Annotated in this window: 17 protein-coding genes and 1 pseudogene; 10 read left to right on the top strand and 8 right to left on the bottom strand. The window is 62.4% G+C overall.

Translation table 11 applies throughout. The features are described from left to right. Positions 1 to 80 precede the first annotated feature (80 nt). Positions 81 to 335: a DUF6870 family protein gene (locus C1A13_RS12950; protein ID WP_146021730.1), complete on the top strand. Its 255-nt coding sequence runs from the start codon at positions 81 to 83 to the stop codon at positions 333 to 335. 53 nt (positions 336 to 388) lie between these two features. Beyond that, the gene (locus C1A13_RS12945; protein WP_101552666.1) at positions 389 to 2,023 is read left to right on the top strand and encodes a recombinase family protein; all 1,635 of its coding nucleotides are present in this window, start codon (positions 389 to 391) and stop codon (positions 2,021 to 2,023) included. Positions 2,024 to 2,165: 142 nt separating this feature from the next. Here the strand turns inward: C1A13_RS12945 and C1A13_RS15310 are convergent. Then, positions 2,166 to 2,801, bottom strand: a pseudogene (locus C1A13_RS15310) (collagen-like protein); the annotation flags it as partial. Positions 2,802 to 3,147: 346 nt separating this feature from the next. Beyond that, the gene (locus tag C1A13_RS12935; protein WP_207654195.1) at positions 3,148 to 3,843 is read right to left on the bottom strand and encodes an isocitrate/isopropylmalate family dehydrogenase; all 696 of its coding nucleotides are present in this window, start codon (positions 3,841 to 3,843) and stop codon (positions 3,148 to 3,150) included. Positions 3,844 to 4,055: 212 nt separating this feature from the next. Here C1A13_RS12935 and C1A13_RS12930 point away from each other — a divergent pair, with 212 nt between their 5' ends. The 5 genes from C1A13_RS12930 to C1A13_RS12910 all read left to right on the top strand — a co-directional run bounded on the left by C1A13_RS12930 (position 4,056) and on the right by C1A13_RS12910 (position 6,931). Beyond that, positions 4,056 to 4,304 (top strand): aconitase family protein, encoded by a 249-nt coding sequence (locus tag C1A13_RS12930; RefSeq protein WP_101552662.1) that lies wholly within the window; start codon positions 4,056 to 4,058, stop codon positions 4,302 to 4,304. Further along, positions 4,301 to 4,786, top strand: coding sequence for a 3-isopropylmalate dehydratase small subunit (gene leuD / locus C1A13_RS12925; RefSeq protein ID WP_101552660.1), 486 nt, complete (start codon positions 4,301 to 4,303; stop codon positions 4,784 to 4,786). Before C1A13_RS12930 ends, leuD begins: the two co-directional genes overlap by 4 nt. An 89-nt stretch (positions 4,787 to 4,875) precedes the next feature. After that, a complete protein-coding gene (locus tag C1A13_RS12920; RefSeq protein ID WP_172439285.1) occupies positions 4,876 to 5,430 on the top strand; it encodes a chromate transporter in 555 nt (184 codons plus the stop codon). Then, entirely contained in the window at positions 5,427 to 5,954 is a 528-nt protein-coding gene (locus C1A13_RS12915; protein WP_101552658.1) for a chromate transporter, read from the top strand. The genes C1A13_RS12920 and C1A13_RS12915 overlap by 4 nt, the downstream gene beginning before the upstream one ends. 17 nt (positions 5,955 to 5,971) lie before the next feature. Further along, complete coding sequence (locus C1A13_RS12910; RefSeq protein ID WP_101552656.1) at positions 5,972 to 6,931, top strand: D-2-hydroxyacid dehydrogenase; 960 nt, start codon at positions 5,972 to 5,974, stop codon at positions 6,929 to 6,931. A gap of 63 nt (positions 6,932 to 6,994) precedes the next feature. Here C1A13_RS12910 and C1A13_RS15205 read toward each other — a convergent pair whose 3' ends face one another. Genes C1A13_RS15205 through C1A13_RS14940 form a run of 3 tightly spaced genes read right to left on the bottom strand, consistent with a single transcriptional unit; the run spans position 6,995 to position 7,487 of the window. Further along, on the bottom strand, positions 6,995 to 7,117 hold the full coding sequence (locus C1A13_RS15205) for a hypothetical protein (protein WP_278277675.1): 123 nt from the start codon (positions 7,115 to 7,117) through the stop codon (positions 6,995 to 6,997). A gap of 11 nt (positions 7,118 to 7,128) precedes the next feature. Continuing rightward, the gene (locus C1A13_RS14945; protein WP_158595612.1) at positions 7,129 to 7,299 is read right to left on the bottom strand and encodes a hypothetical protein; all 171 of its coding nucleotides are present in this window, start codon (positions 7,297 to 7,299) and stop codon (positions 7,129 to 7,131) included. 14 nt (positions 7,300 to 7,313) lie between these two features. Continuing rightward, the gene (locus C1A13_RS14940) at positions 7,314 to 7,487 is read right to left on the bottom strand and encodes a hypothetical protein (RefSeq protein ID WP_172439284.1); all 174 of its coding nucleotides are present in this window, start codon (positions 7,485 to 7,487) and stop codon (positions 7,314 to 7,316) included. 249 nt (positions 7,488 to 7,736) lie between these two features. Between C1A13_RS14940 and C1A13_RS12905 the strand changes: the two genes are divergently transcribed. After that, positions 7,737 to 7,991, top strand: a complete 255-nt coding sequence (locus C1A13_RS12905; protein WP_101552654.1) for a hypothetical protein — start codon at positions 7,737 to 7,739, stop codon at positions 7,989 to 7,991. Positions 7,992 to 8,045: 54 nt separating this feature from the next. Here the strand turns inward: C1A13_RS12905 and C1A13_RS12900 are convergent, their stop codons facing one another. The 3 genes from C1A13_RS12900 to C1A13_RS12890 form a co-directional block, all read right to left on the bottom strand. Next, a complete protein-coding gene (locus C1A13_RS12900) occupies positions 8,046 to 9,077 on the bottom strand; it encodes a 3-deoxy-7-phosphoheptulonate synthase (protein WP_101552652.1) in 1,032 nt (343 codons plus the stop codon). Positions 9,078 to 9,306: 229 nt separating this feature from the next. Next, positions 9,307 to 10,131, bottom strand: coding sequence for a DeoR/GlpR family DNA-binding transcription regulator (locus C1A13_RS12895; protein ID WP_101552649.1), 825 nt, complete (start codon positions 10,129 to 10,131; stop codon positions 9,307 to 9,309). A 43-nt stretch (positions 10,132 to 10,174) separates the two neighbouring features. Beyond that, positions 10,175 to 10,975: a sugar phosphate isomerase/epimerase family protein gene (locus C1A13_RS12890; RefSeq protein WP_101552647.1), complete on the bottom strand. Its 801-nt coding sequence runs from the start codon at positions 10,973 to 10,975 to the stop codon at positions 10,175 to 10,177. 245 nt (positions 10,976 to 11,220) lie between these two features. On the opposite strand from C1A13_RS12890, the gene C1A13_RS12885 reads away from it, so the two are divergent. Both C1A13_RS12885 and C1A13_RS12880 read left to right on the top strand, forming a co-directional pair. Further along, positions 11,221 to 12,732, top strand: a complete 1,512-nt coding sequence (locus C1A13_RS12885) for a xylulokinase (RefSeq protein ID WP_101552645.1) — start codon at positions 11,221 to 11,223, stop codon at positions 12,730 to 12,732. Positions 12,733 to 12,833: 101 nt separating this feature from the next. Then, a complete protein-coding gene (locus C1A13_RS12880; RefSeq protein WP_101552643.1) occupies positions 12,834 to 13,892 on the top strand; it encodes a sugar ABC transporter substrate-binding protein in 1,059 nt (352 codons plus the stop codon). The last annotated feature ends 90 nt before the right edge of the window (positions 13,893 to 13,982 follow it).

Here is a 13,982-nt window from a genome sequence, read left to right as displayed (position 1 = left end):
CTGGCGTGCCGCCAAATACGCGGGGACATGCAAGGAAAGGCCGTGCCGGGCATAGCAATTAGGCGAGAGGGGGAAGGCCATTGACTCGCGCCGAACTTGACGCCATGCGCCGCGCGGACATTCGGGACCCGGAGATCTCCGGGCTCGCAGAGCTTGCGGACGTTTGGACGGACGCTTCCCGGCCGCCCGCCGGGAGGCTGGAACGCCTGATCGAACGGACGGGCAATCCCTATTGCTTCCTGGTGGACGGCGTCCCGGTCAAAATCAGCTTCAGCGATGAAAACAGAACGCTGAAGGAGGCGCTTTTACACTACCTTGCACACGGGGACCCCTGAACGGCGGGCCGGGTATTTGGGCGTGCGGCCGCGCGGGGGAGAGGGGAGGCGTTATGTCCCGGCGATATGCGGAAAAAAAGGATTTGGAAACGGCGGCGGAATGGCCGACGGGAATCTACCTGAGGCTTTCCCGCGAAGACGGGAACGACGAGAGCTACAGCATCGCCAACCAGCGCCGGTGGCTGCTCGATTACATTGCCGGCCATGAGGACCTGAAGCTCCGTAAAATCTATGTTGACGACGGCGTCAGCGGGACGAGCGAGGACGAGCGCGCCGGCTTCCGGGAGCTGCTGGAAGACATCTATGGCGGGAAAATCAATTGCGTCCTGGTAAAGGACCTGTCCCGTCCCTTCCGCAACAGCGCCGACCAGACACGTTTTCTGGAGGAGACGCGGGTCCGGTACAACGTGCGCTTTATCTCGACCCGGCTCCCGTTCATCGATACCTACCGGCACCCGGAGACCTTAAACATGCTGTCCATCGGTTTTCAGGGCATGATGAACGAGAACCACTGCCGGGAGACGAGCCTCAAGGTCCGCGACGTCTTCGACATCAAACGAAAAAAAGGGCAGTTTATCGGGGCGTTTGCCCCATACGGTTACGGGAAGGACCCGGACGACAGAAACCACCTGGTGGTCGATCCCGAGGCGGCGGAGGTGGTGCGGGAAATTTTCAGGTGGTACTGCAAAGGCCTCAGCAAGGAGGGGATCACGAGGAGGCTCAACGGGCTCGGCTATCCGAGCCCCGCGGAATACAAACGGCGGAAGGGCCTCAAGTATCAAAACCCGCATGACAAATACCACAGTTCCCTCTGGACCCAGCGGACGGTCTATGAAATCCTGCGCAATCAAATGTACCTGGGGCACATGGTCCAGGGGAAGCAAAGGGTCCGGTCGTACAAGGTGCACGAACGTGTGAGCCTGCCGGAGGAAGATTGGTATGTCGTCAAAGACACGCACGAGCCGGTCATCGACGGGGAGACGTTTCGGACCGTTCAGCGGCTGCTGCAAAAAAACACGCGGACGCCGCCCCGGCAGGGGGAATTGCACCTGCTGTCCGGCTTTGTATTTTGCGCCGACTGCCAAAAGGCCATGCACCGGAAAACATCCAAGGAGCTCGCCTACTACTGCTGCCGGACGAACCGGCAGTCGAAGGACGGCTGTACGCCCCACTCGATCCGGGAGCAGCGCCTGTGCGGCGTCATTTTGAAGGCGGTCCAAATGCAGGTGGACCTGACGGACGGCCTGGCCGGCCTTGCGGAAGAGGCGGGCCGCGCCTCAAAACCGGATTGCCGGCAGGACCGGCTTCAGGCCCTGCTGAGCCAGGGCGCGGAGGAACTCGAAAAGCGGAAGGGCTATCTGAAATCCTTATATACCGATATGAAGGACGGTTTGCTCTCGCGGACGGAGTATCTGGACTATAAGAGCTCCTTCGAGTCGGAAGTTGACGCGCTCCAAAAGGAAATCAGCCGGCTGAAAGAGGAAGGAGCCGTATGTGAAAGAGAACCGGCGCGGGACGATTCGCGCCTTGAACGGTTTAAAAGGACCCGGCAGCTTCAAGCCCTGGATCGGGCCATTCTGGCTGAGCTTGTCAATAAGGTGTATGTCCATGCAAACGGCCGGGTGGAAATTCAGTTCCGTTTCCGTGACCCATATGAACAGATTCTGGGCCTGGAGCATGGCGGTTGAGCGGGGGGCGTGATCACCGGAGAGCACGCCGCACGGAAGACGGTTGTGCAGAAAGGAATGCACCGGTCGGTCCGGTGGGCCCGGTCGCGCCGGTAGCCCCGGTTCCCGTGGCCCCCGTCGGTCCGGCGGGTCCTGCGGGCCCCGTTGCGCCGGTGGCTCCCGCCGCTCCGGTCGCACCGGTCGCGCCGGTAGCCCCGGTTCCCGTGGCCCCGGTTGCGCCGGTCGGCCCGGTGGGACCCGTGGGTCCGGTCACGCCGGTGGGTCCGGTCGCGCCGCGGGGGATGGTGAAGTCCAGGACGTGCGTCGGCCCGCCGGTGACGTCCACGACCGAGGCCGGGGTCCCGGGCTCGGAGGTGGTGGTGTTGCGGATGACGATATTCTCGGCCGCGCCGGTTTCTCCGGTGGGGCCTGTGGGGCCGGTCGGCCCGGTGGGTCCGGTCGGTCCGGTGGGACCCGTCGCGCCGGTGACCGAAAGTCCGGTAGCGCCCGTCGCGCCGGTGGCGCCTGTCGCGCCCGTGGCCCCGGTCGGCCCTGTGGGGCCGGTCGCGCCGGTCGAACCGGTGACGGAGACGCCCGTGGGACCGGTGGGCCCGGTCGCGCCCGTCGCGCCCGTCGGTCCGACGGGGCCTATGATGCCGACGCCCGTCGCGCCGGTCGCGCCGGTGGGTCCGGCGGGCCCGGTCGAACCGGTCGCACCGGTGGGCCCGGTGACGCCGATGGGGCCCTGCGGCCCAATCGGTCCCTGCGGTCCGATCGGACCGGTGGGCCCGGTGATTCCCGTCGGGCAGGGACAGGGCGGCGGGCAGGGCGGAACCGGAGGAGGACAGGGCGGGATGGGCGGAGGACAAGGCGGAACCGGAGGACGGCAGTTACAGATCCGTTCCTCCGGGAAGATAGGGTTCAAGAATCGATTGTTAGCCATAGATGAAGCCTCCAAAACAAATCGGGCAGTTGCCCATACCAGCATATGCCGTCCGGCCGCGTCCGGTGCCGGGAGGAGGCGCCGCGGGAGGCGGGGCAGAATGAAAAACGGGTGCAAAAAAGGGCCCGGACGCAGGAGGCGTCCGGGCCTGACATTTAATTTTTCGGGAAGCCGGCAAATGGGAAAAAACAGCCCATCCGGATTAAGCAAGCAGTCGGCGGATCGCCCGCCCCATTTCCGCCGTCCCGGCAGTGCCGTCCAGGTCGGGGGTAACGGCGGACTTATCGTCCAGCACGGCCTCCGCTGCTTCCTGGATTTCCCGCGCGGCCTGGACGGCCTGCGGGTCGCGTTTCTTTTCGCCGAGCCAGGAGAGCATCATCTGCGCGGACATGATCATTGCGAAGGGGTTGGCGATCCCTTTGCCGGCGATGTCGGGCGCGGAACCGTGGGTGGCCTGCACCATGCAGTAGTCGGGTCCCACGCAGAGCCCCGCGGCCATGCCGAGGCCGCCGACGAGCCCCGCCGCCTCGTCGGAGAGGATGTCGCCGAACATGTTGGTGGTGACCACCACGTCGTAGTCCTGGGGATCCATCAGCATCTTCATGGCGAAGGTGTCGACGACGACCGTCTCGAGCGTGATGTCCGGATAGTTCCGGGCCACCTCACGGCAGGCGTCGAGGAAAAGCCCGCACCCGAGCTTGAAGACGGTGTTCTTGTGGACGGCGGTCAGCATGAGCCGTTTGCCGACGTTTTTGAGGTTTTTGACGTCGAGGGACGCCTCAAGGTTTTTGATGTACTTGCTCAACGCGGGCTGGGAGAGGTAGAGGGACTGTGCGGCCTTGGAGAGGTTCTGGTGCTCCTGGATTGCGAGAACGTAACGCAGCTCTTTCAGTGTCAAGCGACCGCCTTCTGAAATTTCATGATAAAAAGTTATGATTCATATGAGGATTAAATATTAGACAAATCAGTGGTTATAGGATACAGTAAAAACGAAAATAGTCAATTTGTCAAAAAAGGTTCGCCCGCGGCCGCCCCGGCGGCCCCTTCGCAGAAGGCCGCTCCCGCGGCCCCGGACGCACTGGAGGGCTTCCCGGCAAACAGGTCTAGGTCGTGACCCACTCGGGCGTCTACCGCGTGCTGCTCGAGGCGGGCGCGCAAATCCTGCCCCCCTGCTGCGGGCCCTGCGCCGGCATCCACGGGGGCCTCATTGCGGATGGGGAGACGGTGGTCTCCACCACCAACCGCAACGCGGCGGGCCGCATGGGCGGCGGCAGGGGAAAAATCTACATCGCATCCCCGCTGGTGGCGGCCTGTTCGGCGCTGGAGGGGTATCTTACGGCGGGAGGTGACGCGGGATGATCGAAGGAAGAGCGCGGCTGCTCGGGGACAACGTCAGCGGCGACCAGATCATCGGCGGGCAGTACCTCGGCGGCGGCGCGCCGCCGGAGGAGTTGGCGGGAAACCTCTTCGAATCGTGCAGGCCCGACCTGGCGCAGAGCCTGCAGCCGAAGGATATTCTCGTGGCGGGGGAAAATTTCGGCTGCGGCTCCTCCCGGGAGCAGATTCTGCTGGTGATGAAGTCGGCGGGCATCCGCTGTGTGGTCGCGCGCTCCTTCAGCCGCAATTTTTACCGGGGCGGCGTGAACCTGGACATCCTCCCGATTGTCTGCGCGCCGCGGGTCGAGGAGTACGACCGCTTGACGGTGGACGTCGAGGCGGGTATCATAAGTGTGGAGGGGAGGGGGGACTGCCCTTTCCCGGCCTTTCCCGTCCAGCTGGCCGGGCTTGTGCGCGCGGGAGGGCTGATTCCCTATTACAAGGCGCATGGTGGTCTGGACTGAACCGGCCGCCGCAAAAAACGGGCGGACGGGATTCTCCCGCCTCAAAAGGGCGGGGGAATCCCTGCGCGCGTCGAAAGGACGGGGGTGGGGTGTTGGATGCAAGGCGCGGGCTTCCCAGGCCGCTCTGCTGTTTCCTGCTGCTCTTTAAGATCGGGCTCTTCACCTTTGGGGGCGGCTGGAGCATCGTGGCGCAGCTCCAGAGGGAATTCGTCGACAAGCGCGGCTGGATCTCCAAGGAGGACCTGCTGGATATCGTGTCGGTGGGACGGTCGTTCCCCGGCATCATGGTCATCAACATCGCCGTAATGTTCGGCTACCACGTGGGCGGGGTGCCGCTCGGCGTCATCGCCGCCGTGGGCGTGGCCGCGCCCTCCGTCGCCGTGCTGTCGGTGGTCACGGTCTTCTACGAGCAGTTCCGCCGCAACATTTATATCGCGCGCGCCATGGTCGGCGTGCGCGCCGCCGTCGTGCCGATCATCCTCTCCGCGGCCGCCGGCCTGCGCTCCATCGCCATCCAGGAGAAGGTCCAGTACGGGATCGTGCTGGGGGGCTTTCTGATCTGCCTTTTCCTTCCGATCAACAACATCCTCGTGGTGCTGCTCGGCGCGGCCGCGGGGCTCATGCTCAGGGGGGTGCGGGGATGATCTGCTTGCAGCTCTACTGGAGCTACCTCAAGATCGGCTTTTGCAGCTTCGGCGGCCTGTCGATGATCCCCTTCATCAACCAGGAGATGCTTGCTCACCACTGGATGACGATGGAGCAGCTCTCGGACATCGTGGCGATTGCGGAGATGACGCCCGGTTCCCTCGGCATCAACTGCGCGACCTTCGTCGGCATCCAGGTGGCGGGCCTGCCGGGCGCGATCGCCACCACGCTCGGGGTGATGACCCCCTCCCTCACCGTCTGCATGCTCGCCTGCCACTTTATGGTCAAGTTCCGGCAGAACCGGTTCCTGCAGAACGCGCTCTACGGCGTCCGCCCGATATGCATCGGCATGATCCTCGCGGTCGCCGTCCCGCTCGGGCAGGCAAACTATTTTTTAAACGGCGCGCCGCTCTGGCCGGCGGTCGTCATCGGGGCGGCGGCGGGGGCGCTGCTGCTTGCAAAGAGAAGCATTCCCACCGTCATTCTGGCGGGGGCGCTGCTCGGCCTTGTGCTGGTCAGATAACGATAAGGAGGCAGGTTATGAAAATCGTGGTGCTGGACGGATATACCGAAAACCCCGGCGACCTGAGCTGGTCGGGCCTGGAGGCACTCGGCGAGCTGACGGTCTACGACCGCACGCCGCCCGAGCTGGTCCGGGAACGGATCGGGGACGCCGAGGCGGTCTACACCAACAAGGTCCCGCTCCCGGGGGAGGTCATCGAGGACTGTTCCGCGCTCCGGTTTATCGGCGTGCTGGCGACCGGCTACAACGTCGTGGACGTCGCCGCCGCGCGGGAGCGCGGCATCCCCGTCTGCAACGTCCCCACCTACGGGACCGCCGCCGTCGGGCAGTATGCGATCGCGATGCTGCTCGAAATCTGCCACCATGTGGCCCATCACAGCGAGGCGGTGCACGCCGGGCGCTGGCAGCAGGGTCCCGACTGGTGCTTTTGGGACTATCCGCTGATCGAGCTGGACGGCAAGACGATGGGGATCATCGGCTTTGGGCGGATCGGCCGGGCGACCGGGAAGATCGCTAAGGCGATGGGGATGCGGGTGCTCGCGTACGATGCGTTCCCCTGCGACGAGGGACGCGCCCTCGGGGAATACGTCCCGCTGGACGTCCTCCTGGCGGATTCGGACGTGATCGCTCTGCACTGCCCGCTCTTTCCGAAGACGCGCGGGATCATCAACCGGGAGAGCATCGCGAAGATGAAGGACGGGGTGATCCTTCTGAACAATTCGCGCGGCCCGCTCATCGTGGAGGAGGACCTCGCCGCCGCGCTGAACAGTGGGAAGGTGTACGCCGCGGGGCTGGACGTGGTGTCCGACGAGCCCATCCGCGCGGACAATCCGCTCCTCAGCGCGAAGAACTGCCTGATCACCCCGCATATCTCCTGGGCGCCCAGGGAGAGCCGCCGGCGGCTGATGGACGTGGCCGTGGAGAACCTGCGGGCGTTTCTGGCGGGCCGCCCGGTCAACGTCGTGAACAAAGAATGAAAAAAGCCGTCCCACATGCGGGGACGGCTTTTTGACAAAAAAAGAACGGGGCCGCGGCCCCGTTCAGCAGATCACGCTTCGGATGTCGTTTTCCCCGCCGCCGGCCTCTTCGCCGTTGAGGTAGCCGACGAGGTAGCTTTCCAGCTCATCATAGTGGATGGGATAGTACTCCAGGGGCTGATCCATCGAATTCCCCCTCAGTCGTAGTCGCTGAGCAGCTCCTGCGCACAGGCCTGCAGCTCGGGGAAGCTGTGAAGGCTTTTGGCCTGCCAGCTCACCGCGTCGCGCACGCCGTCGGGCAGGGCGGCGAAAAACCGGTGCGCCCTGCCGTCCTGTGCGATCAGGTCGTAAAGATCGCTTGTCTGCATGCTGCCGCCTCCGCTCATGGTGTAAAGTGCTCCGCCAGCTGGCGCATGCGTTCGTCGGTGATGCCGACGACGCTGCCCTGGTAGGAGCGCGTGGAGCCGAACCGCTGGGACAGCGCCCGGAGGTCCTGTTCCGACAGGACTGTCCGCCGGGGTTCGGGAGGGATCTTCTGGTTCAAAGGCTGTTCCATTTTAATCACCTCGGCATTATTGTCTGCAATTTCTGCGAAATGATCAGAGGGAACCGATGGGCGCGCAGGAAAATCCAAACGAAAAAAGAAACGGACGGCGTGGCGGCCGGCCGTTTTTCGCATAGGATGGCATTAAGAGGAAATCGCGAAAAAACGCGGTCCTTTCGCCGCCCGGCAAAAGCGCGGGCCGGTCCCGCCGCGCGGCGGGGATTGGCCTGATCCGGCAAAGCCGGGCGCATGGAGGTTTTTATGCAGAATCGTCAACCCGGCCAGACGCCCCAGCGCCAGGCCATGCGGCAGCCCCGCCAGCAGCAGACGGCACAGCGGCAGATGGGGCCGCGGCAGATGTCCCGGCCATCCGGGCGCCCGCAGCAGATGAACCGAGGCGCGGCGCAGAACGGGAACGGGAACCGGCCGAAGGGCATCCTGGGGAACCTGCTGAATATGCAGGATCCCATCGGGTCGCTCAACAAGATCGTTTCGATCTTCAAGCTGCTCGGCTGACCGGATGAAAACAAAGCGGAAGGCGCCCGGCAATGCCGGGCGCCTTCCGCCGTTTCAGCAGTTTTCGGCGATTTTATAGAGGAGCTTTTCAGTGTCGGCCCAGCCGAGGCAGGGATCGGTGATCGACTTGCCATAGATGTGCGTCCCGCCGATCTTCTGGCAGCCCTCCTCGAGGTAGCTTTCGATCATCACGCCCTTGACGAGCTTTTTGAGGTCGGGATTGTAATTGCGGCTGTGGAGCACCTCGCTGACGATGCGGATCTGCTCCTTATACTGCTTGTTCGAATTGGAGTGGTTGACATCCACGATCACGGCGGGATTTTGGAGGCTGCGCTCGCCGTACATCTCCATGAGGCGCACAAGGTCCTCGTAGTGGTAGTTGGGGATCGTGGTGCCGTACTTGTCCACGCCACCGCGCAGGATGACATGCGCGAGGTCGTTGCCGCCGGTGGTGACGTCGCAGCCGCGGTAGATGAAGTTGTGGGGATGCTGCGCGGCGAAAACTGAATTGAGCGTCACAACGAAATCGCCGCTCGTCGGGTTCTTCATCCCCACGGGGATGTCCATCCCGCTCGCGGTCAGGCGGTGCTGCTGGTTTTCCACCGAACGCGCGCCGACCGCCTCGTAGGAGAGCAGGTCGTCGAGGTAGCTGCGGTTTTCCGGGTAGAGCATCTCGTCGGCGGAGGTGAGTCCGCTTTCCATGATCGCCCGGGTGTGCATCCGCCGGATGGCGATGATGCCCGCCAGCAGGTCGGGCGCCTTGTCCGGCTCGGGCTGGTGGAGCATGCCCTTGTAGCCCTCGCCGGTGGTGCGGGGCTTGTTCGTGTAGATGCGGGGGATGAGCATGAGACGGTCGGAAAGCCTGTCGTTGAGGGAAGCCAGCCGCGACACATAGTCGCAGACCGCGTCCTCGTTGTCGGCCGAGCAGGGCCCGACGATGACGACGAACTTGTCCGAACGCCCGGTGAAGATATCGCGGATTTCCGCGTCGCGCCGCGCCTTGACCCCGGTGATCTCCCCGGAGAGCGGGTATTCCGCCTTGAGATCCGCGGGCAGCGGCAGCTGCTTGTTCAGTTGCATTGCCATATGGTTGCCTCCGTTTTGCCGGTTCGTTCCGTACCGTAACAGCGTAATGCCAAACGCCGCCGATGTCAAGCGGAAAGATGCGCAAAAATAGCTGGTTCCGTGCGCGTTTTTTGGTTCGGGGCGCTTTGCCGGCGGAGGACGCCTGTCGATTTACCGTGAAGCAGGGAAACAGGCCGCTCCGGGCAAAAGCCCGGGGCGGCTTGTTCGGCAGATTACACGGCGGCCGCATTCACCCAACGGAAAGATGATCTGCGCCGGATTCGTCGACGTCGACCAGCTGCAGAGAGACGCCGACCTCTTTGGCCAGATTGATGTAGTAGCTGTCCAGGAGCGAATCGGTGATAATGACATGCTTGGGGAAAAAATGCTCATAGCTTATGTAAGATTTTGACGTAAACTTACTGTGGTCCGCCAGGATATACACCTTATCGGACCGCGCCGTAACGAGCCGGTCCATATTGCCCGTTTCGTTATCCGACGCAATCAGCCCGTCGGTCAGTTCCACGCCGTCGACGCCAATATAGCTCCTGTCGAAACGCGCGCCCCTGATCGCGGACTCGGAGATGTGCCCCGCCACGTCGCGCCGCCGCTTTCGGAACTGACCGCCTGTCAGAATGACCGGCATAAAATCCTCCGCCATCTCGATGATCAGCAGGGAATTTGTCATGATGGTGACATTTTCGATTTCCCCGTCCGCAAGCCGCCGGACGAGGTTCTTCATGAATTGCTGGGTCGTGGTTCCGCCTGAAACAAAAATAATCTCGTTGGATTCCACCAGGCTGCTGGCGTATTTTCCGATCGCGGCCTTTTCGGGGACATGCTCCACCGTCTGCACCTCGTAGGAATACTCCGGGTGAGAAGGAACATGCCGCAGCGACTGCAGGCCGCCGCCTTGGACGCGGATGCCCAAACCGTCCCGTTCCGCCTCGATGCACATCCTGCGGGCGGTCGATTCGGACACACCGAACCGCGCTTGGATTTCCTGAAGCTCCAGTTTGCCGGCTTCTTCAAGCAGCGCGGCGAATTCGATATACCTTTGACTGATCTTTCCCATAGCGCACCATATTTCGGATGAATTTTTTGTCCCGTGCGGCAATTCAGACGAACGATTTGAGAAACGCGGCTTCCTCTTCCAACTGATCGAGCACGCGGTCCCCCAATATCGCACATTCCAAATTCACATAACCATTATATCCAGCTTTCCCCATAGTTGCAAACATCTTTTTCCATGGCAGGCACCCTTTTCCGGGCAAAAGGCGGTTGTTGTCGCCCAGGTGTACGTGCCGGATGAGGGGCGCAAACCTCTCGAAGGCGGCGCACAGGTCCGCCTGCTCGATGGACATGTGGAAGGTGTCGAAGAGCAGGCCGGTACCCGGAAGCCTCACCTCCTCGACGATTTCGGCGTTATCTTCTATGCAGTTGAGATAGGGCGACTCATACCGGTTGATCGGCTCGAGCAGCAGCAGGGCGCTGCCCTCCAGCTCTCCGGCAAGCTCCGCGTAGATCGCTTGAAAGCGCTTTTGCTCCTCGCGCTCCATTTTGAGATAGGGGTCCAGCAGCGGCACCGGCGTACGCGGCGCGTACTGGTATTCCATCTCGGACACCGCGCCCAACTGGTTGCACACCTCGATCGCGCGCCGGTAGATCGCCTTTGACCGCGCCGCAACGGCGGGATCGGGGCTCATGAGCTGGCCGTAGTCCGCGCCTGAAAAGCAGAATTCACAGACGCGGACGCCGGTGCGCGCCTCCAGCGTCAATAGCTCCTCCTCTTTTTTCGGCGTCCAGTCCGTAATCTCCTCAAAGACGGAGATGCCGTCAAACCCGCATCGGCGCAGGTTCTGCGCTTTCTCCGTCAGCGTCCCGCCGGGGACCATCGTATTCGTACAGGAAATTTTCATGTGATTTCCTCCTTGCGGCCGTCCGGCCTTTCTTTACCGATATCATAACTAAAATGAAAATATCCGTCAACAGATTTCAAAAAATATTGTAGATAGTGACATATATTGTAGTTATTGCTTGGAATTTTCGACAAAATATTTCAAAATATGAAAAATTCGTTCAATTATTCCTTGACAAACAATTTTTGCCCCGTTATATTCAAAACAGAATTCACCCTTTTCAACACCGCGACGGGAGGACTTCCATGAGCTGTCTGCTTGTGACGGACGTCGGCACGACGTCCATCAAATCCACGCTGTTTGATCTGCAGCTGCGCCCTCTGGCCTCGGCCACCGGAGAATACAGCATCCGGTCCTATCCGGACGGCCGCGTCGAACTGGATCCGGAGACCTATTGGACCTATTTCCGCCGCGGTCTGGCAGCCGTCTGCGAACAGGCGGGAATCCACGCGGGGGAGATCGAGCGGCTGACCTTCACCACGCAGGGCGAGACGCTGATCCCGGTGGACGCCGGGGGCCGCGCCCTTGGAAACGCGATCGTGTGGCTGGACACGCGGGCGGAGGCGGAGGCCGGAATCGTCTCTCGTGAAGCCGGCGCTGACGAGCTGTACCGGCGCACCGGGATTGCGGACTGCAATGCGACCTGTCCCATCAGCAAGCTCCTGTGGATCAAGAAGCATGCCCCCAATCTTTACACGGCGGCAAGCCGCTTCCTGCTCGTGGAAGATTACCTGATCCTGCGGCTGACCGGCCGGTTTGTCAGTGAAAAAAGCGTCATGTCGACGACCGGCTACTACGATATCTACCACGACGCGCTGTGGACCGAACTGCTCGAGGCGCTCGGCCTCGACCCCGGCAAACTCCCCGAAACGCTCGACTGTGGGGAGGAAGCGGGTACGGTCCTGCCCTCGGTGGCCGCCGAGCTGGGTCTTTCGCCCCGCGCGCTCGTTGTGACCGCGGCAATGGACCAGATTGCCTCCACGCTCGGCGCGGGCAACGTGGCGGACGGCATCATCACGGAGACGACGGGCACCGTCCTGGCGATCGCAGCCACCTGCGGGAAGGAGAGCCTGTGCGCCGACAAGCATGTCACCGTCTATAAACACGCGCTGCCCGGCAAGTACCTCTACCTGCCCATCTGCATGACGGGCGGTATGGCGCTCAAGTGGTTTAAGGATCAATTCTGCGCGGCTGAGCAGTCTTTGGCGAAGGAGCGCGGCCTGCCGGTCTACCGCCTGCTCGACGAGCTGGCGGAGCAGAGCCCGCCCCTCTCGAACGGCGTTTTGACGCTGCCCTATTTCAACGGAACTTTACAACCGCAGTTTAACCCGGCTGCACGGGGCGTTTTTTTTGGCGTCGGGCTCGAAAATACACGGGCCGACTTCGTCAGAAGCATCCTTGAATCGGTCGCCTACATGCTCCGGGAAAACATCGAGATGATCGCTGCCCTCGGAGGAGGCGCGCCCTCCCGGCTCCACTGCTGCGGGGGCGGAAGCCGCAGCGGCGTCTGGAACCAGATTAAGGCCGATGTGCTGGGGCTGAACGCCTATGAGCTCACCTGCTCCGAGACGACTTCCATCGGGGCCGCCGCCCTCAGTCTCCTGCCCAAATACGGAGAGGCCGGCGTCGTCTCCCTGCTTGAGCAGGCAAACCCGATCCGGCGGGAGTACCTGCCTGACCCGGAAACCGGCGAGGCATACCGGTCCGGCTATGTGCGTTATCTGGATTTGTACCAGTCTCTCAAGGGCTTATTCTGACGGAGCCTCAAAACAACGGCGCGGCCCGCTGCGCCCGGGAGGTGGTTGAGCGACCTTTACCATTCGAATACGGACACGAAAATCCATGGAGGAGAGATGAAATGAAAAAGTTGTTAGCAATGTTCCTGAGCGTCTGCATGATCGCCGCCTTAGCGGCTTGCGGCCAGAGCGCCGCCGCCCCGGCTCCCGCCGCGTCCTCGGGCCCGAAGGCGCCGGAGAGCGTTCCGGCGGAGAACGGAATCCCGAAGGAGGGACATCTCAAATGCGGCATCGTCCTTGACTGGATGGGCGCCTCCGCGTTTGTCGAAGCCATCAACAACATTCAACAGGCGGCCGCGGAGATGGATGTCGAGCTTATCACCTGGGACTGCAATCTCTCCGCCGAGGCGTGCGTGCAGGGAATAGAGAATTTCATCGCCGCCGATGTGGATATGATCTATGTACAGAACTGGACCGGCTATGATACGATCCGTGACGTCTGCAACAAAGCGTTGGAAAAAGGTATCACGATCGTCGCCTACGACAACTTCGTGGACGGCAGCGTCTACACGCTGATGGCCGACATGGAAGGGATCGGATACACGCTGGGCGACGCCGCGGTGCAATGCTTTGAAAAACTCGACAGCGCCCCCACCGACACCATCGTCGTCATCTGCGCGACCGGCACCGAGTACAGCGTGACCCGAACCAATCTTGCGATCGAGCGGATCAAAGAAAAACTCCCGGAGGCCAACGTCGTGGTCTTTGACGTCGTCTCCTACGGCGGCAGCGGCAACACCGCGGGCGTGGCGATCGGCGAGGCGCTCATCAGCGGGTACGACGACGTGCGCGCCGTCCTCGCCACCGACAGCGCCAACACGGCGCTGGGCGTCTATGAGGCGTACAAGGCCGCGGGCATCACCGACGGCGTGGGCGTCATCACCAACGACGGCTCGCTCGAGGAGCTGCGCGCGATCGCCGAGGGCGGCACCTTCTACGCCACCGTGGACCTGGGTCTCGTGACGCTGATGACAGACCTCTTCGAACGCGGGATCAACTACATCCGCACCGGCGAGATCGTGGAAGCGGAAAAACTCGTCTATTTCAACAGCGACATCGTGACGCTGGAAAATCTCGCGGACTACTACGACGTTGAGAAAGGCGAGCGCGTCCTTAAATAACGGAAAGCAGCCCGCGGCCGCTCTGCGGCGGCCGCGGGACTACCCCGGAGTTTGCCCGCCGCGAACTCCCAGAAAGGAGCGATGCATCCT

Source organism: Anaerotruncus massiliensis (ex Togo et al. 2026) (genome assembly GCF_900199635.1).
Lineage (GTDB): Bacteria > Bacillota > Clostridia > Oscillospirales > Ruminococcaceae > Anaerotruncus > Anaerotruncus massiliensis.
This window is presented reverse-complemented; position numbering and strand designations above follow the sequence as displayed.

What these genes read in the sequence shown, in the direction of transcription:
- C1A13_RS12945 (WP_101552666.1), top strand. Translation starts at nt 389, where the DNA reads ATGTCCCGGCGATATGCGGAAAAAAAGGATTTGGAAACGGCGGCGGAA.
- leuD (WP_101552660.1), top strand. Translation starts at nt 4,301, where the DNA reads ATGATCGAAGGAAGAGCGCGGCTGCTCGGGGACAACGTCAGCGGCGAC.
- C1A13_RS12915 (WP_101552658.1), top strand. Translation starts at nt 5,427, where the DNA reads ATGATCTGCTTGCAGCTCTACTGGAGCTACCTCAAGATCGGCTTTTGC.
- C1A13_RS12910 (WP_101552656.1), top strand. Translation starts at nt 5,972, where the DNA reads ATGAAAATCGTGGTGCTGGACGGATATACCGAAAACCCCGGCGACCTG.
- C1A13_RS15205 (WP_278277675.1), bottom strand. Translation starts at nt 7,117, where the DNA reads ATGGATCAGCCCCTGGAGTACTATCCCATCCACTATGATGAGCTGGAA.
- C1A13_RS14945 (WP_158595612.1), bottom strand. Translation starts at nt 7,299, where the DNA reads ATGCAGACAAGCGATCTTTACGACCTGATCGCACAGGACGGCAGGGCG.
- C1A13_RS14940 (WP_172439284.1), bottom strand. Translation starts at nt 7,487, where the DNA reads ATGGAACAGCCTTTGAACCAGAAGATCCCTCCCGAACCCCGGCGGACA.
- C1A13_RS12905 (WP_101552654.1), top strand. Translation starts at nt 7,737, where the DNA reads ATGCAGAATCGTCAACCCGGCCAGACGCCCCAGCGCCAGGCCATGCGG.
- C1A13_RS12900 (WP_101552652.1), bottom strand. Translation starts at nt 9,077, where the DNA reads ATGGCAATGCAACTGAACAAGCAGCTGCCGCTGCCCGCGGATCTCAAG.
- C1A13_RS12895 (WP_101552649.1), bottom strand. Translation starts at nt 10,131, where the DNA reads ATGGGAAAGATCAGTCAAAGGTATATCGAATTCGCCGCGCTGCTTGAA.
- C1A13_RS12890 (WP_101552647.1), bottom strand. Translation starts at nt 10,975, where the DNA reads ATGAAAATTTCCTGTACGAATACGATGGTCCCCGGCGGGACGCTGACG.
- C1A13_RS12885 (WP_101552645.1), top strand. Translation starts at nt 11,221, where the DNA reads ATGAGCTGTCTGCTTGTGACGGACGTCGGCACGACGTCCATCAAATCC.
- C1A13_RS12880 (WP_101552643.1), top strand. Translation starts at nt 12,834, where the DNA reads ATGAAAAAGTTGTTAGCAATGTTCCTGAGCGTCTGCATGATCGCCGCC.